The sequence below is a fragment of the Caulobacter vibrioides genome (genome assembly GCF_002310375.3).
Lineage (GTDB): Bacteria > Pseudomonadota > Alphaproteobacteria > Caulobacterales > Caulobacteraceae > Caulobacter > Caulobacter vibrioides_D.
Genome location: NZ_CP023315.3, coordinates 2,673,365 through 2,695,741, shown reverse-complemented (window position 1 = coordinate 2,695,741; position 22,377 = coordinate 2,673,365). Strand labels below are relative to the sequence as shown.

Sequence of the window (22,377 nt, the reverse complement as noted above, 5' to 3'; positions counted from 1 at the left end):
TCAGACGAAGATCGCCACATTCTGTCGCGCCAGGACCAGCGGTCGGCCCTTGGCGTCCCACAGGTGCATCTCCTGGGTGGAGTAACCATCGCCGATGGTTTCGGCGCGGGAGCGCAACAGGCGCCAGCCGTCGTCATCGGCTTGAGGCAAGCCCACGATGTCCAGCGACCAGGTCATGGTCGAGATGGGCCCAAACTGCGGGAACAGCGCCATGGCCGGCGGCGGCGGCATGTCGGCCAGGGCGACCAGGGCCGACATCGAGGTCGCGGCCGTATCGCGGTGGCGGATCCACAGCAGGTACTCCGGCTCGCCCCCGGCCAGGGGGCGCGTGCCGCCGGCCTTGCGCACTTCGAATTGCGCGGAAAAGTGCGGCGCGCCCTGACGGTTTTCGGGGAAGAACGACTCGCAGGCGCTGGCCGGCGCCACGGGCGGGCAGAGCACCTCCTCGTACGCGATGGCTGACGTGCGCGCCGCGCCGAAGGTCAGCACGCCGTGGGTGGCCACGCCCTGTTCGCCAATCAGGTCGACGGCGACGAACAGCGTCGACTTGCCTTGCCGCAGCGGCCGCACCGAGATCGCCAGCTCGCCGGCCGCCGGACCGACAAAGGCGAACTGCGCCGAGCGCAGGGGAGGGGCCTCGGGAAAGGCCCGCAGGGCGGCCTCGACGCACAGCGCGCCGCTCAAGCCGCCATAGGTGGTGCGCCCTTGCTTCCAGTCGTCGGAGACATGGGCGGAAAAGCCGGTTTCGGTGGGGGCGATGGCCGCGACGAGGTCGGTGTAGAGCGTCATGGCGACAGGTTCGTTTTCTTTCGCTACGGAAGTCAAGGGAGGGTCAGTGCAAATCCTCCCCCGCCGGGGGCAGGACCTGTAGCGCTTGGTTTGCTGACCGCGAGTTCATTTGCATCGTCAGGGCGAGCGGGCGATGACTCTCGATCATGATCGCCCTGCTATCAGCGCTTCTACTCACCGCCTCGGTTCCGCCCCGCTGCGTCTTCGAAGACGAGCCTCGGCGGTGGACGGAGCAGGCTCTGCAGGCATGGGATCAGCTCGATCACGACCGCATCCGCATGCAAGCGCCGACGACGCCGACATTGATCCTGTTCGATGAGGCCTGCGTCTACCGTTTCACGCCGGCGACGGCGGGTCCCTTTCGTGTCAATCGCCGAACCTATTCCGTTCGCGCCGAAGCCCACGCGGGCATGGTTGACCTGCCCGGCGGCGGACAGGTTCCCGCTCGCAAGCTCTCCTTCGCCGCCCCGACGGAGGACGGGGGCATGTTCTTCGTCATGAGCCTGCCGGCGGTGTGGAGGGCGGACAAGGCCGAAGCGCGCGATCCTGCGCGACTGGCCATGGTCGTGTTCATGCACGAGTTCGCGCACACGCAGCAGGGCGCGGGCCTTGGCCGTCGCATCGATGACCTGATCCGGCGAGGTCTGCCGGAAAGCGCCGACGACGACAGCCTTCAGAAAACCTGGAGCTCCGTTCCGGGCTATGTCGAGGCGTATGAGCATGAGCGTGATCTTCTGTACGCGTCGGCTCAGGCCGCGACCTATGAAGTCCGGCGAGCGAAGCTGGACGAAGCCGCCGCTGCCATGGACCGTCGGCGCGAGACCTATCTTGCGGACAAGCCGCTCTGGAGAGAGGCCGACGACGTGTTTCTGACCTTCGAAGGGACGGGGAACTGGGCGGCGTGGGCCTGGCTAACGGATCCCAAGGGCGGAGCCATGGCGCCCCAGGATGCGACCGCATTCGTCCGCGGCGGTCGGCGTTGGTGGAGCCAGGATGAAGGGCTCGGCGCCATGCTGGCCTTGGATGGCCTCATGCCGGAGTGGCCAGGTCTGGCCTTCAGCGACCAAGGCGTGACGTTCCGAGATCTGATCGTCCTGTCGCGGCAGGCCAAGGGGCAGGATTGAGCGACCTGGTCGGAACGGCGGTGACGCCGGCGTCCGCTTGAGTCCCGTCGCGGGGTGAACGGTCGACCAACGCTGAAGACCGACACGCCGCCGCCCAGAAACGAGACCGCCGCTGCGAACGCCTCCCACAAGGCGTCCGTAACGGCGGTATGGGGTCTCCTGGACCCTCCCGCGCCCCCACATGAACGCGATTGGGTCTAAGGGATAACGCTGTCATGCGGGCGTCGACACGTTTCTCCCCTTGGGCGAACCTTCATGTTGCCTTGCCCCGATCGCGCGCTATCTACGCGCCATGGCGCTGCACATCATCAAGCTGGTTGTCGGATGCGACACGATCGAGGATCTCCTGGCCTGGCACGGGACGGGCGTGCCCTGGGTCATGCATACGCGCATGACCCCCAAGCGCATTGACGAGGTGCTGGACGGCGGCTCGTTGTATCGGGTGTTCAAGGGACAGGTTCTGTGCCGGCAGAAGATCCTGGCCATCGACACCGTCGGATCCGGGGCCGCCTCGCGCTGCGAGGTGACGGTGGATCCGCCCATCATCCGGGTGGCCCCGCAGCCGCGCCGGGCGTTTCAGGGTTGGCGCTATCTGAAGCCCGAGGACGCGCCGCCCGATTTGAGCGAGGCGGAGTCCGCCGATCTGCCGGCGGACCTGGCGCGCCAGCTGCGAGAGCTCGGCGCCTGGTAACTTGCGCGCGCGCGTTAGTATAGTGGCAACCGGTACGGGTGTTTTCTCGTCACCAGTGGGACTGGAGGGGTGACGATGAAGTCCGGTTATGCGGCCTTGGGCGTGGGGATGCTGTTCATAGGCTTGGTCGGCGGGCTGCTGCTCGCGCTTCGCCCGATCGGCTAAAGCCCTGCGTCAAAACGAAATCGTTTTGACGCGATAATAAGGCTCTAAATCAAACGCTTAGAGCGTGACTCGTGCCGAAACCGGTTCCCACTTTCGGCGTCACGCTCTCGTTCAACGAACCGCCATATTGTCGATCAGGCGGGTCTTGCCGAGCCACGCGGCGACCAGGATCCTGCCGGTCGCGTCGCCGATCGGGCCTGGGCCCAGGCGCGATAGATCGCCGGCCTCGCGCACCTCGACATAGTCGACCTGACCAAAGCCGGCCGCCTTCAGAGCCTCCACCGCCGTATGCTCGGCCTCGTCGATGCGGGCCCCTTGGGCGACAGCGGCCGCTGCGGCCTTCATCGCCGTCGGCAGAGCCACGGCCGCAGCCCGTTCTTCCACCGAGAGATAGGCGTTGCGGGAGGAGAGGGCGAGGCCGTCATCGGCCCGCGCGGTGGGCGCACCGATGATTTCGACCGGGATATCCAGGTCTCGGGCCATGCGTCGGACGACCTGAAGCTGCTGGTAGTCCTTCTCGCCGAACACCGCGACGTCGGCCTGCGACTGGATGAATAGCTTGGCGACTACGGTCGCCACGCCGCCGAAGAACTGCGGGCGCGCTGCGCCTTCGAGCGGTTCAGACACGCCCGATACGCTGACCAGCGTCGAGAAGCCCGGCGCGTACATCTCGGTCGCGTTCGGCGCGAACAGCAGGTCGCAACCGACCAAGGCCAGCTTCTCGGCGTCGGCGGCCTCGCCGCGCGGATAGGCGTCGAAATCCTCGTGCGGGGCGAACTGCTTGGGATTGACGAAGACCGTGGCGATCACGCGCTCTGCGTGCTGCTGGGCCAGGCGCACCAGAGACAGGTGGCCCTCGTGCAGGGCGCCCATGGTCGGAACGACCGCCACGCGCTGCCCGGCCGCCTTCCAGGCGCGCACATGCTCGCGCATCTCGGCGACGGTGCGAACGATGATCGGGCTGGTCATTGGGGGGCTCCACGCGAACTGGCGAGCGCTTATGGCCTTAGAGATGGGGAAGGTCCACCATCCCCCAACGGGAACGGGCCAGCAGGCTGCGACAATAAGGTCTGTGGATTGAGGCCCTTAGCCCCCTCTGGGGTGAGGAACATCGTGTTAACCTTCGATTAAGAGTCGCTGAGTCGCGACGCAGAGGGACCCAAGCCATGGCCGAAACGCGCGTTATCGTCGTCGGCAACGAGAAGGGCGGCGCTGGCAAGTCGACCATCGCCGTGCACCTCGTCACCGCGTTGCTTTACGGCGGCGCCAAGGTCGCCGTCATCGACCTGGACCTGCGCCAGCGCACCTCGGCGCGGTTCTTCGAGAACCGCCGCGCGTGGTTGGACAACAAAAAGATCGAGCTTCCCGAGCCCCTGGCGCTGAACCTCAGCGACAACGACGTCGCCTTGGCCGAAAGGCCGGAAGAGGAGCAGGTCGCCGGTTTCGAAGCCGCCTTCGCCCGGGCGCTGGCCGAATGCGACTTCATCCTGATCGACACCCCCGGCGGCGACAGCGCCATCACCCGCATGGCCCACGGCCGCGCGGACCTGGTTGTGACGCCGATGAACGACAGCTTCGTCGACTTCGACATGCTGGGCACAGTCGATCCCGTCACCCTGGAGCTGACCAAGCCCAGCCTCTATTCTCTGACCGTCTGGGAAGGTCGCAAGCAACGCGCCCTGTCGGGCCAGCGCCAGGCCATGGACTGGGTGGTGCTGCGTAACCGCCTGGCCACCACCGAGGCGCGGAACCGCAAGCGCCTGGAAGACCGCCTCAACGCCCTGGCCAAGCGCGTCGGCTTCCGGATTGGACCCGGCCTGCGTGACCGCGTGATCTATCGTGAGCTGTTCCCGTTCGGCCTGACGATCGCCGATCTGTCGCCGCAGGTGCGCCCGGTGCCGGTGTCGCTGCAGCATCTGGCGGCGCGTCAGGAACTGCGCGCCTTGATGCACAGCCTGGGTCTGTCGGCCTATTCGGGCGAGACCATGCTGGCGGCGCAGTAGGTCAGGCGGTACACATCGAAGTCAGCGGGCGGCCGGGGAGACCTCGCCGCCCGTTTTCGTTTCTGGAGCGCCGATGATCTATCTGCTGCTGGGCGCGGTCATCATGACCTTCCTGCTCTGGCCCCGCGGCCGGACGCTGCTGAAGGGCGACGGCTGGCGGGTCGGGGCCGGGGCGGCGGCGATCGCCGCCTTCGCGGTCGCGGCCTATGCGACGATCCGGGGCTCTTGGGGCACGGGGATCGTTCTGGGGGTCATCGGTCTGTGGAGCGTCACCGAAGCGCGGCGGCGCCCCATCGTCCGTCGCGAGGTGGTGCACCCGCCCAAGCCTGAGCTGAGCCTTTCCGAGGCCCGGGCGATCCTGGGCGTTGGCCCCGAGGCCAGCCTGGCCGAGGTCAAGGCCGCCTACACGCGCTTGATCCAGATGGCCCACCCCGACAAGGGCGGCACCGAGGGGCTGGCCGCCCAGCTGAACGCAGCGCGGGACCGTTTGATCAAGTCGCGCGGCTCAGCTAGGTTCGAGTCATGATCAATCGCGAACGCTTCTGGCGCCGCCGCTCGTCGGGCCAAACCTGCTCGGTATGACGCCCTGAACCCGGTTCAGGACGAGCCGCGATCCGTGGCTCCCGATGTCATTTTTAAGTTCGGACTTTGATCACTGCCATGACGACCCAGACCCAAGAGCGCGCCCAAGACTGGGCCGGCCGCTTCAGCGAACGCATGAGCCGCGTGCGCGCCAGCGAGATCCGCGAGCTGCTCAAGCTGCTCGACCAACCCGATATCCTGTCGTTCGCCGGCGGCATTCCTGATCCGGGCCTGTTCCCGGCCCAGGAGATCCAGAAGGGCTACGACGCCATCCTCGCCGATCCGGTCCTGTCGCGGCAGGCGCTGCAGTACTCGGTGAGCGAAGGCTACCTGCCGCTGCGCCAGTGGATCGCCGAGCGCATGACCCGCGACGGCATGCCGTGCGATGCGGACAACATCATGCTGACGGCCGGCTCGCAGCAGGCGCTGGACCTGATCGGCAAGCTGTTCCTGACCAAGGGCGACACGGTGATGGTCGCGCGTCCGACCTATCTGGGCGCGTTGCAGGCCTTCAACGGCTATGAGCCGGCCTATCTGGACCTGCCGGAGACGGCGCTGAGCCAGGGCGTCGACGAAGCGGCCCTGATGGCCGGGCGCGCGCCGCAGCCTCTGGGCTATTTCGTGCCCGACTTCGCCAATCCCACGGGCGTCAGCCTGACCCTGGCCGAGCGCGAGGCGCTGCTGGCCATGGCTGATCGCCTGGACATGACTCTGGTCGAGGACGCGGCCTATCGCGAGTTGCGTTTCGCCGGCGAGGCGACGCCGACGGTGCTGGGCTTGGACATCGCCCGCTCGGGCGGGATCGACAACGCTCGTACGCTGTTCCTGGGCACCCTGTCCAAGACCCTGTCGCCGGCCTTGCGGATCGGCTGGGTCTGCGGGCCCAAGCCCGTGATCGAGAAGCTGGTGCTGCTCAAGCAGGGCGCGGATCTGCACGTCTCGACGATCAACCAGATGGTCGCCCATCGCGCGGTGACAGAGGGCTATGACCAACACCTGCACCGCCTGCGCGGCGCCTATGGGGCCAAGGCGCGGGTGATGCTGGCGGCGCTGGAGCGGACCATGCCCAAGGGCGTGAGCTGGTCGCACCCCGAAGGGGGCATGTTCGTCTGGATCGACCTCCCGGAGGGCGTCGACGGCGCGGCTCTGTTGGCGCGGGCCATCGAGGAAGAGCGCGTGGCCTTCGTGCCCGGCGCGCCGTTCTTCGCTGAAAAGCAGACGACCAACGCGATCCGCCTCAGCTACTCGCTGCCGACCGACGCGCAGATCGAGGAGGGCGTGCAGCGCCTGGCGCGGCTGGTCGAAAAGGCGATCAACCCCTAGTCCGACCTTCCCGGCGAAGGCCGGGGTCCAGATCCAGTCGGGGTCTTGGCCGTGATTGCAAAGAGCGCCGGAGCGAAGCCGCCCGGCGCTCTTGGTTCGTCTGGGCCCCAGCGTTGGCCGGGGAAAATCGAAGGCGGGTTTGGCCTACGGCTTCAGCACGATGCAGGGCATGCGCTTGGCCTTGAGGGCCGTGCAGGCCTCGCGGGCGGCTTCGCCGGTCATGCCTTGGAACTGCGCCCGGAACATGCCGCCGGCCCCTTCCACGGCGCCCTCGGCGTCGCTGACCAGCTTGGTGATCCGGCCGCGCACCAGCTTCAGCTGTTCGTTGGCCAGCGACTTGGAGCGGAAGGCGCCGACCTGAACGCCCCATTCGCCCTTGGGCTTCTTCACCGCCTTGACCGGCGTCGCCGCCTGGGCCCCGCGCAGGGTGGGAGAGACCTTCACGGGCGCGGAGCGGGGGTTCTCGGTCAGGACAATGCTGAGACCGGCCTGCTCGCCGTCGCCTTGCTCGGCCGACGGACGCTCGATCGGGCCCGACGGTTCGTCCTCATAGATGTTGGCCGCGATGGTGGTGCGCTCGCCGCGCGACCGGCGCTTGATGACGTCGAAGCCGGTCAGCAGCAGGTCTTCCATGTTGTTGTCGCGCCAGGCGGTCGAGGGGCCGCCCAGCACCACGGCGATCAGGCGGCGACCATCGCGCACGGCCGAGCCGGCCAGGTTGAAGCCCGAAGCGTTGGTGTAGCCCGTCTTCAGGCCGTCAAACCCTTCCATGCTGTCCAGCAGGCGGTTGTGGCCCTTGATGTAGTTGCCCCGGAAATAGAAGCCCTTCACCGAGAAGTAGCTGTAGTACTGGGGGAAATCTCGCATCGTGGCGCGCGACAGGATGGCCAGGTCGCGGGCGGTCGAAATCTGCCGGCTGTCGGGCAGGCCCGAAGCGTTCACGAAGCGCGTGTTGCGCATGCCCAACTCTTGGCCGCGCAGGGTCATCAAGGCCGCGAAACGCGACTCACTGCCGGCGAGTCGCTCGGCCATGGCGGTGGCGACATCGTTGGCCGACTTGACCGTCATGGCCTTGATGGCCTCGTCGACGGTCATGCTTTCGCCGGGGCGCAGGCCAATCTTGGTGGGCGCCTGAGCCGCCGCGCGGGGCGACATCACGACTTGATCGGTCAGCTTCAACCGTCCTTCGCTCAGCGCCTCGAAGGTCAGGTACAGCGTCATCACCTTGGTGACCGAAGCCGGATAGCGCGGGCTGTCGCCGCGCTTGTCGTAGAGGACTTCGCCCGAATTGGCGTCGATGACGATCGCCGCGTACTTGGGCTCCGACGCATTCAGCTGCAGGTAGGGCGTGGCGGCCACGGCCACCGACGGCGCGACCGCGCCGACGAGGCAGGCCAGGGCCAGACCCGTGGCGGCGAGCAGGGAGCGGGCGGAGGTAAGCCTGGCGAACATGAAGCGACGTCCGTCATTTGAACTGGAAGCGGTTCCGCACCGCCACACGCGTAGAGCCTACCATGGTGGATGCGGTGTTTCGCCAAAGTAAACAACTGGTGAGCGATCTTGCCGCGGACGCGGAAAAATAAGGCGCGCGGCGCCAAGGCTGCAGCTTGCCCTTAGGTTATGGTGCGGTGCACAAAATCCTTGACTGCTGCACTGCAACATGGCAAACCGGCGTTGTTCCAAGCGCAAAGGGACGAGTTGCAGCTCGACCTTCCGCCCCGCCCCATTTCCTCCCCAGGAGACTTCCCATGGCCGCCGCCGAAACCATGAAGACCACCGTCGAGCAGATGACCACCGCCTCGAACCAAGCGTTCAAGGACGGCGTCGAGAAGTCTCTGGCCGCGCTGGCCGAAGCCAACACCCATTCGAAGAAGAACCTGGAAGCCGTCGTCGCCTCGGTGACCGCCGCCACCAAGGGCGCTGAAGCGCTGGGCGCCCAGACCTTCGCCTACTCGAAGAAGGCCGCCGAAGACCAAGTCGCCGCCGCCAAGTCGCTGGCCGCCGCCAAGAGCGTGCAGGAAGCCGTCGAGCTGCAGACCGCCTGGGCCAAGTCGGCCCTGGAAGCCTACATCGCCCAGGTCAGCAAGGCCTCGGAGATCGTCTCGGCTTCGATCAAGGACTCGGTGAAGCCGCTGAACGAGCGCGTCAGCGCCGCCGTCGAAAAGTTCCAGGCCGCCCGCTAAGGCCTGCTCCAGGCGCGCCCGACGGCGCGTCTGAGACATCAGAACTTGAAGGCCCGGATCGCAAGGTCCGGGCCTTTTCTGTTTGGGCGCTTTGCGCTGCAAGCCCTGTGCGGCTTAGGCCTTTTGCCGACCGGTTCGGCGCGGTAAGCATGCCTCCAGAAACTGAGTGGAGCGCGTGCATGTCGACCGTCGAGGACCGCCTGAAGGCCATGGGCGTGGAGCTGCCGCAGCCTGTGGCGCCGGTGGCCAACTATGTGCCGTTCGTGCGCGCCGGGAACCTGGTTCACATCTCGGGTCAGATCTCGATCGCCGCCGACGGTGGGATCAAAGGCACGGTCGGCGTCGACGTCGATCTGGAGACCGCCCAGAAGGCCGCGCGTCTTTGCGGGATCAATCTGCTGGCCCAGATGAAGGCCGCCTGCGACGGCGATCTGGAACGCGTGGTCCGCGTGGTGAAGCTTGGCGGCTTCGTTCAGGCGGGGCCCGACTTCATCGACATCCCCAAGGTCATCAACGGCTGCTCGGACCTGATGGTCGAAGCCCTGGGCGACAAGGGGCGTCACGCCCGCTCGGCGGTCGGGGTCTACAAGCTGCCCCTCGGCTTTGCGGTCGAGGTCGACGCGGTGGTGGAGATCGCCTGATGCGCGCGCGCGAACGCCCTCCGGTCGAGACCTTCGGAGCGGCGTGGGGCGCGCTGTTTGATCGACCGATCGCCCATCGCGGCCTGTGGACTCGTGACGGCGCCCCGGAGAACTCGCTGGGCGCCTTCCAGGCCGCTTGCTCCCAAGACTACGGCATCGAGCTGGACGTGCAACTGACCGCCGACGGGGACGCGGTGGTGTTCCATGACGAGCGTCTGGAGCGGATGACCGGCGTCGAGGGCCGTGTGCGCGATCACACCGCGGCCGAACTGGCCGCCCTCTCCTTGAAGGGCACGGACGAGACCATTCCGACCCTGGCCGAGGCCCTGACCGTGATCGGCCATCGCGCCATGGTCCACATCGAGCTGAAGACCCCGTTCGGCGAGGTCGGCGCGCTGGAGAAGCGGGTTTCCGAGGTCCTGATCGACCACAATGGCCCAACGGCCATCATCGGCTTCAATCCCTATTCTCACGCCTGGTTCGCCGACCATCACCCGCAGATCCTGCGGGGCCTCGATAGCTACGGCTGGAACGACGAGGGCGCGCGTCACGTGGCGCCCGAGATTCGCAAGTCCATGGCCGCCTTGGAGCACGTCGAGATCGCGCGACCGGACTTCCTGGCCCTGGGCTTGGACATGCTGCCCAGCCCCAAGGCCGACGCGCTTCGCGCCAACGGCATGCCGGTGATCGCGTGGACGGTCAGAAGGCCCGAACAGTGGGACGCGGTGAAGGATCACTGCGATAACCTCATCTTCGAGGGTTTCCACGCGTGATGGCGGGTGCCATCGGGGTCCAGTCGGCGGTTCGCGTCCATCGGGCGATCGCTGAAATTGGCCAGGACGCTTGGGACGCTTGCGCCGCCGCCACCGGCGATCCGTTCGTCTCCTACGACTTCCTGTCGATCCTGGAGGAGAGCGGCTGCGTCGCCGCTCGCACCGGCTGGGCGCCACAGCATCTTTCGGTGCTGGACGAGGCCGATCAGGTCGCCGGCGTCATGCCGCTCTATCTGAAGTCCCACAGCCAGGGCGAATACGTCTTCGACCATTCCTGGGCCGACGCCTATGAGCGCGCCGGTGGTCGCTACTATCCCAAGCTCCAATGCTCGTCGCCATTCTCGCCGGTGACCGGTTCGCGACTGATCGTCCGGCCCGATATCGACGCCGACGAGGGACGCTCGGCGCTGCTGGGCGGCGCCCTGACCCTGTGCGAGCGCATGGGCGCCTCGTCGCTGCACGTGACCTTTCCGGTCGAGGATCAGTGGCGCTGGATGGGCGAGCGCGGGATGCTGCTGCGCCAGGACCAGCAGTACCATTGGGAAAACCGAGGCTACGCGACCTTCGACGACTTCCTGGCCGCGCTATCGGCCAACCGCCGCAAGACCATCCGCCGCGAGCGCCGCGACGCCCAGGAAGGGCTGGAGATCGTCGCGCTGACGGGCCCGGACCTGACCGAGGACCACTGGGACGCCTTCTTTGCGTTCTACATGGACACTGGCGGGCGCAAGTGGGGGCGGCCGTACCTGAATCGCCCGTTCTTCTCGCTGCTAGGCCAGCGCATGGCCGACAAGGTGCTGCTGCTGTTGGCGCGGCGCCCGGGTGGTCCGTGGATCGCCGGGGCGCTGAACCTGATCGGGCGCGACTGTCTCTATGGCCGCCACTGGGGCTGCGTCGAGGACGTGCCGTTCCTGCATTTCGAGCTCTGCTACTATCAGGCCATCGAGCACGCGATCCGCCTTGGCCTGCCGCGCGTCGAGGCCGGCGCGCAAGGGCAGCACAAGATCGCCCGCGGCTACCTGCCGAGCGCGGTCTATTCCGCGCACTGGATCGCCGACCCGATGCTGCGTGAACCGGTGGCGCGCTATCTGCAGCGCGAGCGCTCGGCGGTGGAGAGCGACATGGAGATGCTCACCGAAGAATACTCGCCCTTCCGGGAGGAGCGCTAAAGCGCAGGGACGCCGCGCGACCTGCGCGGGAGCGTCATTTGCGAACGCCTTGGCCCGACTAGTGAAGCGTCTGGGATACGCTCAGCCAAGTGTCCAGCGCGCGGGCTTCCTGGCGGTCTTGCTCTTCGTCCAGGGTCATTTCTTCCAGCAGGATGGCGGCCAGCAGCCATTCTTCAAGGTCTTCGACCGTGGCGCGGCCGTCCTCGATGGCTTCCTTGACAGTGTCGAGCAGCCATTCAACGGCGGCGTCGGGAGACTTGGTCATGGCGCGGTTTTCCTTGATCAGCGCGCTTAACCATACGCCCGGTGCGGCGGCCTCACCCTGCGACAAAAGGTCGAGCGGGGTGCGCGCGATGTCGCAGGGGGCGAGCCCGCGCCCCAGGTCGGGCGCGGGCCACTCTGAACCCTATCGGCCCTTCAGCTTACGATCGAAGAAGTCCAGATGGGTCTTCAGGACGCTGAGGCCCTTGGTCTTGCTGCCGGGCGCGCTGTGGCGCTCGCCGGGATAGAGCGCCATCTCGAACGGGATCGCCTTGCGTTGCAGGGCCGCCATCAGGCGGGTGCTGTTCTCGAAGATCACGTTGTCGTCGGCCATGCCGTGCAGCAGCAGCAGGCTGCCCGGCGCCAGCTTGTCGATCCGGTTGTTGATGTCCGAATAGGCGTAGCCGGCCTTGTTCTCCTCGGGCTTGCCCATGTAGCGCTCGGTATAGGCCGTGTCGTACAGGCTCCACTCGGTCGGCGGGGCTCCCGAGGCGCCGGCCTTGAACGGCGTGTTCTCGGCGGTCAGCAGCATCAGGGTCATGAAGCCGCCGTACGACCAGCCCATCACGCCCAGCTTGTCGGCGTCGACATAGGGCTTGCTGGCCAGGAACTTGGCGCCCAGCAGCTGGTCATCGACCTCGACGGTGCCAAGCTTGCGGTCCAGGGCGCGCATGAACTTGGCCGAGCGGTTGCCGCTGCCGCGATTGTCCAGCTTGAAGATCACATAGCCGGCTTCGAGGTAGGTGCGCTCCGACGGGCTGTGCCAGCTCTTCATGACGCGCTGGGCGTGCGGGCCGCCATAGACCGAGACGATAGCGGGGTACTTCTTGGCAGGGTCGAAGCCGATCGGCTTGAGGATCTCGTAGTGCAGGGTCTCGCCATCCGCCGCTTTCAACGCGCCGAACTCCGGCTCGGGCAGGTTGGCGGCGTAGGGCCAGTAGGGATGGCCCTCGGCCAGCTTGTTCTCCTCGATCCAGCGCACGCGCTTGCCGTCGGCGGCGTAGAGGGCGGTCTGGGGCGGGGTCTTCGGATCGCTGTAGGTGCCGGCGAAGGCGCCGCCGGCGTCGGCCACCCTGGCGGCCCACCAGCCGCCGGCCGAGGTCAGGGCCTTGGGCTTGCCCGGCTTGGCGTAGCTCACCTCGTAGAGGCGACGCTCGATCGGCGTATCTATCGAGGCCGAGAAGAGGGCGACCTTGCGGGCCTCGTCGACGCCTTCCAGGCCGATGACCGGCCAGTCGCCCTTGGTGATCTGGGCGATCAGCTTGCCGTCGGCGGCGTAGCGATAGAGATGCTGGTTGCCGTCCTTCTCCGAGCCCCACAGGAAGGTGCCATCCTTCAGCGGGCGGAAGTCGTTGCTGACCTCGATGAAGTGCGGATCGGTGTCGGTCAGGATGGTCTTGCCCGCGCCCGTGGCCGCGTCGAAGGCCAGCAGGTCCAGCGTCTTCTGATCGCGCGACAGGCGCTGGACATAGACGGTCTTGCCGTCGGCCGACCAGGCGACGCGCGCGACATAGATGTCCTTGTTGGCGCCCAGGTCCAGGGCCGTGACCTTGCCGGAAGCCAGGTCGCGGACGAACAGATCGACGACGGCGTTCGGGCGACCCGCGCGCGGATAGCGCTGGTTGACGACGGTGGCCCCGCCCGGACCGATGTCGGCGCGCGGCACGATGTCGACGGTGCTTTCATCGACACGAGTGTAGACGATGCGGCTCTCGTCCGGGCTCCACCAATAGCCGGTGAAGCGGTCGAGCTCCTCCTGGACGATGAACTCGGCGACGCCGAACGACAGGGCGTCCTTGCCGTCGGTGGTCAGCGCCGTCTCAGCGCCGCCGGCGACCGGCTTGATGTAGAGGTTCTGGTCGCGGACGTACGAGACATAGCCGCCCTTGGGCGAGACCTTGGCGTCCACCTCATCACCTGGGGTTTCGGTCAGGCGCGTGATCTTCCCGTCGGCGACGGCGTCCAGATAGAGGTCGCCGTCCAGCGGCACCAGGATGAAGCGGCCTTGGCGGTCCCAGCTGTACTCGATGATGCCGCGGGCCGAGACGCGGGCGCGTTCACGGCGGGCCTTCTCGGCTTCCGACAGCTCCTTGTCGCCCGAGGACAGCGCGGCGCTGTCGATCAGGCGATAGGGCTCGCCGCCCTTCACGTCGGCGGCCCACAGGTCCTGGATATTGGCCGCCTCGGGCTTGCCCTTCAGATAGGTGACGCGCTTGCCGTCCGGCGACAGCGCCACGCCGCGCGCAGCGGGGCCGCTCAGGCTGGGATCGGCGAAAATGCGTTCAGGGGTGAGTTTCTGCGCCAGGGCCGGCGTGGAAAGGGCGAGAACGGCCGCGAGCGCCGTGAGCGAGGGCTTTTTCATGGCGCGGGACGCTATGCGGGCGCGCCGCGCTTGTCAGCAGTGAAGTTGTTTCGCGTTTGAAATGCGGGCGGCGCTCAGCGGCACAGGGCGTCAAGCGGCGATAGGTCGACAGGATTTGGCGGAACCGGCAGACCTTTGGCGCGCAAGGCGCCGTCCAGCGTGGTGGGCTCGGGCGGCAGGCTGGGATCAAGGTCGGTCTTGTAGAAGGGATGCTTCTGGGCCTCCGCCAGGGTGGTGAAGCCAAAGCCTTTGTCCTGGTAGAGCTTGAACAGGCGAGGGGCCATGCGGGCGTCGAAGGCCCCGCCGTGCATCAGCAGCACATAGGGGATGTCCTTGCCGTAGAGCGCGTGGCTCATCGCCCGCGCGCGGTCGGCGTCGGCGGCGGCGCCCGCCAGGAAGCGTCGTTCCAGCTCGGCGACCGCAGCCTGGTCGCCCTTGGCCATGCAGCGCGCATAAGGCTCGTTATAGGCGTAGTCGCCAAAACTCATCGTCACGCTGGCGATCTTGTAGTGGTTAGCCGCCAGCCACGCGCGGACCGCCAGTCGCTTCTGCGCCGTATCGCCCTCGGACAGGAACGGATAGCGCAGCCAGCGCCAGTCTTCCTGGCCCATCAGGGTCTTCAGCGCTGGCTCGTTGCGCTCGATCTCGCCGATGAACTGCTCGGGCGTGAGGCTGGCGAGGTTCTGGTGCGACCAGGTGTGGTTGCCCAGCGGCTGGCCCGCCTCGCGCCACATCGTCAGCACGGGCGCGGAGTCGGGCTCGCGCTCGTTTTGCACCGCGTTGATGAAGCCGAAGGCCGGCGCCTTGGCCTCCGCTGAGGCCTTCAGAAGATCGGCGGCGACTTGCACGCGGGTGACGCCCGGCGGCAGGGCGCTGTGGGCCGGAAGGTCATCCCAGGTGACGGCGATGACCGGCTTGTCGGCCGCTTGGACCGCGCCCGCCAGAGTCAGGGCCAGGACGGCGCAAAACAGAATGCGCATGGGCTATCGGCGCTCGAACAGGCTCAGCGGAATGGCGTCGGCCATCGCCTTGTATCCCGCCATGTTGGGGTGCAGGCCGTCATTGTCGTAGGCGGCAAGCAGATGGGTCAGGCGCGCGGGATCGCGGAGTACGGCGTCCCAGTCGATCACCGCGTCGAAATTGCCGGGCGCGCGGATCCAGGCGTTGATCGTCTGACGCGCCGCCTCGGCCTCGGCTGGCGGGTGGTAGTAGGCCGAGCCGGAATAGGGGAGGATCGTGGCGCCGATGGCCTTGATCCCCTTGGCGCGGGCCTTGGCGACCATGCCGGCGTAGGCGCTGATCAGGTCCTTGGCCATCCGGGCGTTGGTCTGCGCGTCCTGGCTCTGGTCGCGGTTCAGGACGCCCAGATCGTTGACGCCCTCGAGGACGATCAGGTGGGTGACGCCCGACTGCGAGAGGACATCGCGATCAAAGCGCGACACCCCGCTGGGGCCCAGACCGTCGGCCAGGACGCGATTGCCGCCGATCCCGAGATTCAGGACGGCGATGTTCTTGCCCTTCAGCCGCTCGATCAGGCCGTCGGTCCAGCGCAGGTTGGTGTTGGGCTGGACGCCGTAGCCGTCGGTGATGCTGTCGCCGAATGCGACGATGGCCGAGGCCTTCTCCGACTGGACGTCGATGCTGGCGATCTGGAACCAGCGGTCGGCGGCCTTGGCGCCGGGCAGGTCCACGGCGGCGGTCTGGTCGCCGGCCAGAACATAGGACGTCGCCCGCGAGCCTGGATGGCCGGTCTGGACGCTGGGGGCGGCGGGGTAGTGCAGGCTGATGGCGAGATGGGCCAGCGGCTCCACCGTCAGCTTGACGGGATCCGACCAGGTCTCGCCGCCGGCGGGAAGGGTCACCGGCGTCGCGCCGGCGAAGGTCAGAGCCCGGTCGGTGGTGGGGTCGATGCGCGCCGTGGCCGGCGCCGCCGAGACCGCGATACGCGCTGCGGCGATGGTCAGCGGCTGGGTTCCGAAGAGGTTGGACAGCTTGACCCGCAGCGTATCGCCGCCGATCGACACGCGCACGACCTGCCGCAAGGTGGCGTTCGGATAGTCCTCCGGGGCGAGGCTGTTCTTGGCGTCGGGCGCCAGTTGCGCGCTGGCCCAGGCGCCCACCCAGCGTTGGGTTTCGGCCTGGACGGGCAGGGCCAGGGCAAAGGCCAGGCCGGCGGCGACCCAGGCTGATCGCTTGAACATCTTCATACGCGCTTTCTCCCGCCCCGCCGCATCCCTCGCCGGTAGCGGTAACATTCGTAGGGCGCCCTGCGGGGCGCGTAAAGCGTCCGGCTTTGTCTCGCGTCGATGCCGCCGCATGCGACCGCTCGTCGCGGTTCATAGGAATCGCTTGCAACTGATCGCATGTTAGCGCTATCAATAGCGGGTGAGGTGCCGAGCGCCTCTGCCCTTCCTGGGCGTTTCCTCCCTATGACTTTTCAGCCCGGTCTTCATGGCCGGGCTTTCTTTTTGCGCATTGGGCGATCCGGGGCTTAGACTGCCCTGGCAAGTTCGGAGACCCGCCATGCCCGCCGGCAAGCTGTCCAAAAAGACCGAGACCCTGGAAATCCGCCTACCGCCGGAGACCAAGGCCGCGTTCATGGCCCGTTGCCAGGCGTCGCGCCGGACCGCTAGCGAGGCGCTTCGCGGCTTCATCGAGCAAGATCTGGTGACGCCGAAGCCCGCGCCGCGCCGGCGGAGTCTGGCCTGGCATGCGCTGGCCGCGGCGGTCGCGGGCCTGGCCGTCGGCGCGGTCGCTGCGCCTTCGCTCGCCCGCACGGCGACCACGGATGCGACCTTCCAGCGCCTGGACGTCAATCACGACGGCGTCCTCAGCGTCGAGGAGTTCCGCGCCCGCTGAGGCGTGTTAGCGGATCGGGCGCGCGAAGCGGTCCCACTGAAGATTCAGCCAGGTCCAGGGCTTGTACAGCGCCGCGCCGGGTTTCCATGACGCCAGCACAAAGCCGGCCTTGCCCATGATGTTGTCGGCCGGCAGGAAGCCGACGCCCACTTCGCGGGGCCAGCGGCTGTCGAGCGAGTTGTCGCGGTTGTCGCCCATCATCAGATATTGCCCGGCGGGCACGACATAGGTCTGGGTGTCGTCGCCCGGCTGGCCTGGGCCGCCGTCATAGGTGACGTAGTCGCGACCGTCGGCTTGCCGCTCGCGCACCTGCAGGACGGTGCGGTCGGGCGCGTCGTGATCCTGGGTCAGGCCCAGAGCCGTCTGGGGCAGCGGAGCCTCGTTGACGAACACTTGGCCGCCGGCGACGCGGATGCGGTCGCCCGGAAGGCCGATCACCCGCTTGATCCAGACCTGGCTGGGATCACGGGGCAGGCGGAACACCACGACATCGCCGCGTTCGGGGCCCTTGCCCAACAGGCGGCCTGTGGGAAGCGGCGGATGGAACGGAACGGACGCCCGGCTCCAACCGTAGGCGAATTTGGAGACCACGATGTAGTCGCCGGTCACCAGCCCCGGCTCCATCGAGGACGAGGGGATGGTGAAGGGCTGAAAGACCACGACGCGTAACGCCAGAGCGATGGCGAGACCGGCTCCGACGATGCGGAGGGTTTCAAGGATCTCGTGGCGGAGCGTGTTCGGCGCGGTGGCGTCAGAGGGCGAGGCGATGTCGGTCATGTCCTGAGCTGAGCCGAAACGGCCCGGCGTTCGCCAGCAAGACCGTGTCGGGACGGTCAGATTTCGTGTCCGGACAAGCATCCGCGTTACTTGCGAACCGCAGGAACTGGCCATGTTCACGTTGAAAAGGGGGCGCTGATCTGGACGGAAATCCACGTCCTTGGACAAGCTCAGGATGAGGATTTTCCGCGAACCTGGGTCAGCCGTCGTCCTCACCCTGAGCTCGTCGAAGGGCGGGGACGAGCCCCACGACGCCATCAACACTCAACCTCTCGACAGCCCCAAAAAAGAAGGGCCGGGCGACGCGCGCCCGGCCCAAGTTCGAGGGGTAAGAAGGTCGACCTAGAAGGACTTCTTGATCGAGAAATAGACCTGACGCGGCGGGGCGGTCAGAACGGTCTGGGCCGTGCCGGTCGGGTCGCTATTGGAGAAGCCGCCCGAGCCGATGGTCGAGATGTAGTCCTCGTCGGTCAGGTTGGTGACGTTGATCTGGATCTGCGTGCCCTTGGCCCAACCTTCGCTGTCGAAGCGATAGCCGAGGGTCAGGTCCGCGACCGTCGTCGACGGCGCAAGGCCGCCGATGTTCTCGTAGGTGTAGTAACGCTTGTCGGTGTAGGCGACGCCCAGCTTGGCGAAGAGGCCGGCCTGGTCGAACGCGATCTCGCCCTTGAAGATGTTCTTGGGCGTGTTGACCACGGTCTTGCCCTTCGTGCGGGCCTGGACCTTGCCGTCCAGGGCCACGACGTCGTTCTCGTACTTGGAGTCGTTGTAGGTGTAGGCGCCGTACAGGCTCCAAGCGTCGGTCAGGCGGTAGGTGCCGGCCAGCTCAACGCCCTTGGTTTCGACCGAACCGACGTTCGACAGAACCGGGGCGTTGCCCTGGATGGCCGAGCCTTGGGCCACCGCCAGCAGGCGGTTGTCGAAGGTCACGTGATAGACCGCCGCCACGCCTTGGAAGCGTTCGGTGCGATAGCGACCGCCCAGTTCGAAGGTCTTGGAGCTTTCCGGCTCGAGGGTCTGGGCGATGTAGTCGACGCGCGCTTGGTTCTGCGAGGCGAACGGGCCAGCCGTCGCGGCCGAGACATAGGCGCCCATGTTCTCGGTGTAACCGCCGAACACTTCGAAGTCCGGCGTGGCTTTGTAAACAAAGCCGACCTGCGGCAGGAAGTTGTCCTTGCTCTCGATCGTGCCCGCCAGCGCGTTGCCGACGACGGTCTTGACGGTGTTTTCGACCTGGATCGCCTTGAAGCCGAAATTGACCTTCAGGGCGTCGCTGATCGTCCATTCGTCCTCGACGTGGCCGGTCGTGGTCTTGGTCTCGAACGCGTACTGCCACTGGGTGAAGAACGGGTTCCCTTGGAAGTCCAGCGGGTTACGCGACGGCGCGGCGGCGGTCTCGGCATAGAAGCGGCGGGCTTGGTTGAAGTTGTTCACTTCGTGCCAGAAGCCGCCACGCAGACGGTGGGCGCCGACGTCGACGGTCAGGCCGGCGGTCAGGCCGCCGCGGTCGATGTCATACTCGGTGGTGCGGATCGACAGCGGCGCGGCGGTCGAGCCGGCCGTGCCGAAGCCCGGGCTGGCGAGATAGGGCGTGTACCACAGGCCCTGGCCCTCGTTCTTGTGCTGGTAGGCCGTGGCGTCCAGCGTGACGCGGTCGGTGATGTCGAGGTTCAGCTTCGCGCCGTACAGGTCGTCATCGCGCACGCCGGCGCCGGCGTAGTAGGCGTCGTCAACGGTGGCGAACGGCGCGGGCAGGGCGGTCCCGGTCTGGTAGGCGCGGGCGGCGGCGACCGCCAGACCCCAGTTGGGCTGGGTGTTGTCCCAGTCGCGGCCCAGGCGCTTGATCATGTCGAACGACAGGTCCTGATAGTCCTGCTCGCGACGCTCCGAGCGGTGGTAGAAGCCGGCCAGCTCGCCGCGGTCGCCCAGCGGCATCACCAGCTTGGCGTCGTACTGGCGCTGCTTCTGCTCGCCGCCGCCCTTCCACTTGTCGCTCTTCTGGTCGGCCGCCGAGATGTAGCCGCGCAGACCGCCGAGTTGTTCGATGGCGCCCGTCTCGAAGCGACCGAACACGCGATGCATGCTGTCCGACCCGGCCGTGACGTCCAGTTGGCCGCCCAGGGTCTCTTGCGGATTGCGCGAGAAGAACTGCAGCGTGCCGCCCAGGTTCGACGTCGAGGCCGTACCCAGCGCGCCGGCGCCTTGGGCCAGCTCGACGCGGCCGATGTTCTCGTTGGCGATGGCGCGGCTGATGTGCAGGCCGTTGTGATTGCCGTAGCTCATGTCGCCCAGCGGCACGCCGTCGAGGGTGAAGCCCAGCTGGTTCTGGTTGAAGCCGCGGATCGAGATGCGGGTCGACCACTCATAGGCGCCGAAGGCGTCGGCCGATTGGAAGGTCACGCCCGGCAGCTTGTCGATCGCCTTCAGGGCGCTGGTGCCGGCGGCTTGCTGGCCGATGGCCTCGGTGTTCAGCGTCTGGACCTGGCGGCTCTGGCCTTGGCCGATGATGACGACCGCGGAGACTTCCGAAGTCTCGGTCGGCGCGGGGTTGGTGGCGATGGGCGCGGTGTCGGCGGCCGTGTCCGCGGCGAAGGCCGGCGCGGCCACGATCAGCAGCGCGCCTGCGGCGGCGCTCAGCAACAGGTGGTTCTTCATGATGGCATCCCCTTTATTCCGGCGCTGGTGGCGCCGGCTGGGGGCTCGGCTAGCAGCGCTTAGCAACGGCAAGGCGAAGCTTCCGTGTCGAGTTTTCGACGCTCATGCGAACGAACCGTGACGGTCAGTGTGCTGGTGATCCGCCAAGCCCGTCCGGCGACGATTGCGCGAAGGCCTCCAGACCGCTATTTCAGCGCCCAATCCCCGAAACTTCGTCCAGCGAGATCGCGAGCCTCATGGCGCAGCAATACATTTTCCAGATGCAGGGCCTGACCAAGGCCTATCCCGGCGGCAAGAAGGTCTTCGAGAACATCTGGCTGTCGTTCTACTCCGACGCCAAGATCGGCGTGGTCGGCGTCAACGGCTCGGGTAAGTCGACCCTGCTGAAGGTGATGGCCGGCCTGGACAAGGAATTCTCTGGCGAGGCCAAGGCCGCCGACGGCATCAAGCGCGGCTACCTCCCGCAGGAGCCGGTGCTGGATCCGACGCTGGACGTCTGGGGCAACGTCATCGCCGACTGCGAAGACAAGCAGATCTTCGACCGCTACAACGCTTTGGCGGCCCAGCTCGGCGAGGAATACACCGACGAGCTGATGGAGGAGATGACCAAGCTGCAGGAGGTCATCGACGCCCGCGATCTGTGGGACATCGACTCCAAGGTCGAGATGGCCATCGACGCCCTGCGCTGCCCGCCCAACGACGCCAATATCGAAAGCCTGTCGGGCGGTGAAAAGCGCCGCATCGCGCTGGCGCGCCTGCTGCTCAGCAAGCCCGACATGCTGCTCCTCGACGAACCGACCAACCACCTGGACGCCGAGTCGGTGGCCTGGCTGCAGCACCACCTGGAAGAGTTCCCGGGCTGCGTCATCCTGGTGACCCACGACCGTTACTTCCTGGATCAGGTCACCAAGTGGACCCTGGAACTGGATCGCGGCAAGGGCGTGCCCTACGAGGGCAACTACTCGGGCTGGCTGGAGCAGAAGCAAAAGCGCGTCGTCCAGGAGCAGTCGGAATCCGAAGCCCGCCAGCGCGCGCTCACCCGCGAACTGGAATGGGTCCGCAGCTCGCCCAAGGCCCGTCAGTCCAAGTCGAAGGCCCGTCTGGCCTCGTACGAGGAAATGGTCGCAGCGCAGGAAAACGCCCGCGCCGCCCAGACCCAGGCCCACATCCAGATCCCGCCCGGCCCGCGCCTGGGCAACCTGGTGCTCGAGGTGAGCGGCCTGGAGAAGGAGTACGGCGACAAGGTGCTGTTCAAGGACCTGTCGTTCCGCCTGCCGCCGAACGGCATCGTCGGCGTCATCGGTCCGAACGGCGCCGGCAAGTCGACCCTATTCAAGCTGATCACCGGCCGCGAGCAGCCCGACGGCGGCTCGGTCAAGGTCGGCGAGACCGTCAAGCTCTCGTACGTCGACCAGTCGCGCGACGCGCTCGACCCGAACAAGACCATCTGGGAAGAGATCAGCGGCGGCACCGACGTGATGATCGTCGGCAAGCGCGAAATCAACAGCCGCGCCTATGTGGGCAGCTTCAACTTCAAGGGCGGCGACCAGCAGAAAAAGGTCGGCTTGCTCTCGGGCGGTGAGCGTAACCGCGTCCACCTGGCCAAGACCCTGGCGACCGGCGGCAACCTCTTGCTGCTCGACGAACCGACCAACGACCTGGACATCGAAACCCTGCAGGCCCTGGAAGAGGCGCTGGAAGAGTTCGCCGGCTGCGCCGTGGTCATCAGCCACGATCGCTGGTTCCTGGACCGCCTGGCCACCCACATCCTGGCCTTCGAAGGCGACAGCCACGTCGAGTGGTTCGAAGGCAACTTCGAGATGTACGAAGAAGACAAGAAGCGCCGCCTGGGCGCCGACAGCCTGATCCCCAAGCGCATCAAGTTCCAGAAGTTCGCGCGATAGGGGCGGCGCTAGGCTTTGGATAACGAAAAGGGCGGTGGTTTCCACCGCCCTTTTTCTTTGCCGCCAGTCAAGGTTGACCAGCGCCCATCGGCAAGGCTAGATCAATCGTAGGTATA

At 66.8% G+C, this 22,377-nt stretch carries 21 protein-coding genes and 1 pseudogene; 13 read left to right on the top strand and 9 right to left on the bottom strand.

Annotation, left to right across the window (positions count from 1 at the left end; translation table 11 throughout):
- Positions 1–789: a thioesterase family protein gene (locus tag CA606_RS12805; RefSeq protein ID WP_096050781.1), complete on the bottom strand. Its 789-nt coding sequence runs from the start codon at positions 787–789 to the stop codon at positions 1–3.
- Between the two features lie 146 nt (positions 790–935).
- Here CA606_RS12805 and CA606_RS12800 point away from each other — a divergent pair, with 146 nt between their 5' ends.
- The 3 genes from CA606_RS12800 to CA606_RS12790 all read left to right on the top strand — a co-directional run bounded on the left by CA606_RS12800 (position 936) and on the right by CA606_RS12790 (position 2,769).
- Positions 936–1,913, top strand: a complete 978-nt coding sequence (locus tag CA606_RS12800; RefSeq protein WP_096050782.1) for a hypothetical protein — start codon at positions 936–938, stop codon at positions 1,911–1,913.
- Positions 1,914–2,205: 292 nt separating this feature from the next.
- Positions 2,206–2,604, top strand: a complete 399-nt coding sequence (locus tag CA606_RS12795; RefSeq protein WP_096050783.1) for a DUF1489 family protein — start codon at positions 2,206–2,208, stop codon at positions 2,602–2,604.
- A 75-nt stretch (positions 2,605–2,679) separates the two neighbouring features.
- On the top strand, positions 2,680–2,769 hold the full coding sequence (locus CA606_RS12790) for a hypothetical protein (protein ID WP_181242576.1): 90 nt from the start codon (positions 2,680–2,682) through the stop codon (positions 2,767–2,769).
- Positions 2,770–2,880: 111 nt separating this feature from the next.
- Here the strand turns inward: CA606_RS12790 and panC are convergent, their stop codons facing one another.
- Positions 2,881–3,738: a pantoate--beta-alanine ligase gene (gene panC / locus CA606_RS12785; RefSeq protein ID WP_096050784.1), complete on the bottom strand. Its 858-nt coding sequence runs from the start codon at positions 3,736–3,738 to the stop codon at positions 2,881–2,883.
- Between the two features lie 197 nt (positions 3,739–3,935).
- On the opposite strand from panC, the gene mipZ reads away from it, so the two are divergent.
- From mipZ to CA606_RS12765, 4 genes are all read left to right on the top strand, one after another.
- Positions 3,936–4,772, top strand: coding sequence for a division plane-positioning ATPase MipZ (mipZ, locus tag CA606_RS12780; RefSeq protein WP_096033548.1), 837 nt, complete (start codon positions 3,936–3,938; stop codon positions 4,770–4,772).
- A 73-nt stretch (positions 4,773–4,845) separates the two neighbouring features.
- A complete protein-coding gene (locus tag CA606_RS12775; protein WP_096050785.1) occupies positions 4,846–5,298 on the top strand; it encodes a J domain-containing protein in 453 nt (150 codons plus the stop codon).
- Positions 5,295–5,354 (top strand): hypothetical protein, encoded by a 60-nt coding sequence (locus CA606_RS12770; protein ID WP_024265769.1) that lies wholly within the window; start codon positions 5,295–5,297, stop codon positions 5,352–5,354. The genes CA606_RS12775 and CA606_RS12770 overlap by 4 nt, the downstream gene beginning before the upstream one ends.
- Before the next feature lie 78 nt (positions 5,355–5,432).
- Positions 5,433–6,677 carry a PLP-dependent aminotransferase family protein gene (locus CA606_RS12765; RefSeq protein WP_096050786.1) on the top strand — a complete coding sequence of 415 codons (1,245 nt, stop codon included), beginning with the start codon at positions 5,433–5,435 and terminating at the stop codon, positions 6,675–6,677.
- A 144-nt stretch (positions 6,678–6,821) separates the two neighbouring features.
- Here the strand turns inward: CA606_RS12765 and CA606_RS12760 are convergent, their stop codons facing one another.
- A complete protein-coding gene (locus CA606_RS12760; RefSeq protein WP_096050787.1) occupies positions 6,822–8,129 on the bottom strand; it encodes a D-alanyl-D-alanine carboxypeptidase in 1,308 nt (435 codons plus the stop codon).
- A 296-nt stretch (positions 8,130–8,425) separates the two neighbouring features.
- Here CA606_RS12760 and CA606_RS12755 point away from each other — a divergent pair, with 296 nt between their 5' ends.
- The 4 genes from CA606_RS12755 (at position 8,426) to CA606_RS12740 (ending at position 11,443) form a co-directional block, all read left to right on the top strand.
- Positions 8,426–8,860, top strand: a complete 435-nt coding sequence (locus CA606_RS12755) for a phasin family protein (RefSeq protein ID WP_096050788.1) — start codon at positions 8,426–8,428, stop codon at positions 8,858–8,860.
- A 149-nt stretch (positions 8,861–9,009) separates the two neighbouring features.
- The gene (locus CA606_RS12750; RefSeq protein WP_181242575.1) at positions 9,010–9,501 is read left to right on the top strand and encodes a RidA family protein; all 492 of its coding nucleotides are present in this window, start codon (positions 9,010–9,012) and stop codon (positions 9,499–9,501) included.
- Entirely contained in the window at positions 9,501–10,274 is a 774-nt protein-coding gene (locus CA606_RS12745; protein WP_096050790.1) for a glycerophosphodiester phosphodiesterase, read from the top strand. Before CA606_RS12750 ends, CA606_RS12745 begins: the two co-directional genes overlap by 1 nt.
- Positions 10,271–11,443 (top strand): GNAT family N-acetyltransferase, encoded by a 1,173-nt coding sequence (locus tag CA606_RS12740; protein ID WP_181242574.1) that lies wholly within the window; start codon positions 10,271–10,273, stop codon positions 11,441–11,443. The genes CA606_RS12745 and CA606_RS12740 overlap by 4 nt, the downstream gene beginning before the upstream one ends.
- A gap of 58 nt (positions 11,444–11,501) precedes the next feature.
- Here CA606_RS12740 and CA606_RS12735 read toward each other — a convergent pair whose 3' ends face one another.
- The 4 genes and pseudogenes from CA606_RS12735 to CA606_RS12720 form a co-directional block, all read right to left on the bottom strand.
- Positions 11,502–11,708 (bottom strand): hypothetical protein, encoded by a 207-nt coding sequence (locus tag CA606_RS12735; RefSeq protein WP_096050791.1) that lies wholly within the window; start codon positions 11,706–11,708, stop codon positions 11,502–11,504.
- 141 nt (positions 11,709–11,849) lie between these two features.
- On the bottom strand, positions 11,850–14,066 hold the full coding sequence (locus CA606_RS12730; RefSeq protein WP_096050792.1) for a S9 family peptidase: 2,217 nt from the start codon (positions 14,064–14,066) through the stop codon (positions 11,850–11,852).
- 74 nt (positions 14,067–14,140) lie between these two features.
- Positions 14,141–15,046, bottom strand: coding sequence for a polysaccharide deacetylase family protein (locus CA606_RS12725; protein ID WP_096050793.1), 906 nt, complete (start codon positions 15,044–15,046; stop codon positions 14,141–14,143).
- A gap of 3 nt (positions 15,047–15,049) precedes the next feature.
- A pseudogene (locus CA606_RS12720) lies at positions 15,050–16,406 on the bottom strand (SGNH/GDSL hydrolase family protein).
- Positions 16,407–16,589: 183 nt separating this feature from the next.
- On the opposite strand from CA606_RS12720, the gene CA606_RS12715 reads away from it, so the two are divergent.
- The gene (locus tag CA606_RS12715) at positions 16,590–16,925 is read left to right on the top strand and encodes an EF-hand domain-containing protein (protein WP_219933438.1); all 336 of its coding nucleotides are present in this window, start codon (positions 16,590–16,592) and stop codon (positions 16,923–16,925) included.
- A 6-nt stretch (positions 16,926–16,931) separates the two neighbouring features.
- Here the strand turns inward: CA606_RS12715 and lepB are convergent, their stop codons facing one another.
- Together lepB and CA606_RS12705 are read right to left on the bottom strand one after the other, a co-directional pair.
- Entirely contained in the window at positions 16,932–17,702 is a 771-nt protein-coding gene (gene lepB / locus CA606_RS12710) for a signal peptidase I (protein WP_096050796.1), read from the bottom strand.
- A 342-nt stretch (positions 17,703–18,044) separates the two neighbouring features.
- Positions 18,045–20,357: a TonB-dependent receptor gene (locus CA606_RS12705; protein ID WP_096050797.1), complete on the bottom strand. Its 2,313-nt coding sequence runs from the start codon at positions 20,355–20,357 to the stop codon at positions 18,045–18,047.
- 236 nt (positions 20,358–20,593) lie between these two features.
- Here CA606_RS12705 and ettA point away from each other — a divergent pair, with 236 nt between their 5' ends.
- Positions 20,594–22,261 carry an energy-dependent translational throttle protein EttA gene (ettA, locus tag CA606_RS12700; RefSeq protein WP_096050798.1) on the top strand — a complete coding sequence of 556 codons (1,668 nt, stop codon included), beginning with the start codon at positions 20,594–20,596 and terminating at the stop codon, positions 22,259–22,261.
- Positions 22,262–22,377: the final 116 nt, after the last annotated feature.

Coding starts and splice junctions, on each gene's coding strand:
- CA606_RS12800 (WP_096050782.1), top strand. CDS start 936: ATGATCGCCCTGCTATCAGCGCTTCTACTCACCGCCTCGGTTCCGCCC.
- ettA (WP_096050798.1), top strand. CDS start 20,594: ATGGCGCAGCAATACATTTTCCAGATGCAGGGCCTGACCAAGGCCTAT.
- CA606_RS12795 (WP_096050783.1), top strand. CDS start 2,206: ATGGCGCTGCACATCATCAAGCTGGTTGTCGGATGCGACACGATCGAG.
- CA606_RS12765 (WP_096050786.1), top strand. CDS start 5,433: ATGACGACCCAGACCCAAGAGCGCGCCCAAGACTGGGCCGGCCGCTTC.
- CA606_RS12805 (WP_096050781.1), bottom strand. CDS start 789: ATGACGCTCTACACCGACCTCGTCGCGGCCATCGCCCCCACCGAAACC.
- CA606_RS12730 (WP_096050792.1), bottom strand. CDS start 14,066: ATGAAAAAGCCCTCGCTCACGGCGCTCGCGGCCGTTCTCGCCCTTTCC.
- lepB (WP_096050796.1), bottom strand. CDS start 17,702: ATGACCGACATCGCCTCGCCCTCTGACGCCACCGCGCCGAACACGCTC.
- CA606_RS12760 (WP_096050787.1), bottom strand. CDS start 8,129: ATGTTCGCCAGGCTTACCTCCGCCCGCTCCCTGCTCGCCGCCACGGGT.
- CA606_RS12755 (WP_096050788.1), top strand. CDS start 8,426: ATGGCCGCCGCCGAAACCATGAAGACCACCGTCGAGCAGATGACCACC.
- CA606_RS12725 (WP_096050793.1), bottom strand. CDS start 15,046: ATGCGCATTCTGTTTTGCGCCGTCCTGGCCCTGACTCTGGCGGGCGCG.
- CA606_RS12750 (WP_181242575.1), top strand. CDS start 9,010: ATGCCTCCAGAAACTGAGTGGAGCGCGTGCATGTCGACCGTCGAGGAC.
- CA606_RS12790 (WP_181242576.1), top strand. CDS start 2,680: ATGAAGTCCGGTTATGCGGCCTTGGGCGTGGGGATGCTGTTCATAGGC.
- CA606_RS12715 (WP_219933438.1), top strand. CDS start 16,590: ATGCCCGCCGGCAAGCTGTCCAAAAAGACCGAGACCCTGGAAATCCGC.
- CA606_RS12745 (WP_096050790.1), top strand. CDS start 9,501: ATGCGCGCGCGCGAACGCCCTCCGGTCGAGACCTTCGGAGCGGCGTGG.
- CA606_RS12705 (WP_096050797.1), bottom strand. CDS start 20,357: ATGAAGAACCACCTGTTGCTGAGCGCCGCCGCAGGCGCGCTGCTGATC.
- CA606_RS12775 (WP_096050785.1), top strand. CDS start 4,846: ATGATCTATCTGCTGCTGGGCGCGGTCATCATGACCTTCCTGCTCTGG.
- CA606_RS12735 (WP_096050791.1), bottom strand. CDS start 11,708: ATGACCAAGTCTCCCGACGCCGCCGTTGAATGGCTGCTCGACACTGTC.
- panC (WP_096050784.1), bottom strand. CDS start 3,738: ATGACCAGCCCGATCATCGTTCGCACCGTCGCCGAGATGCGCGAGCAT.
- mipZ (WP_096033548.1), top strand. CDS start 3,936: ATGGCCGAAACGCGCGTTATCGTCGTCGGCAACGAGAAGGGCGGCGCT.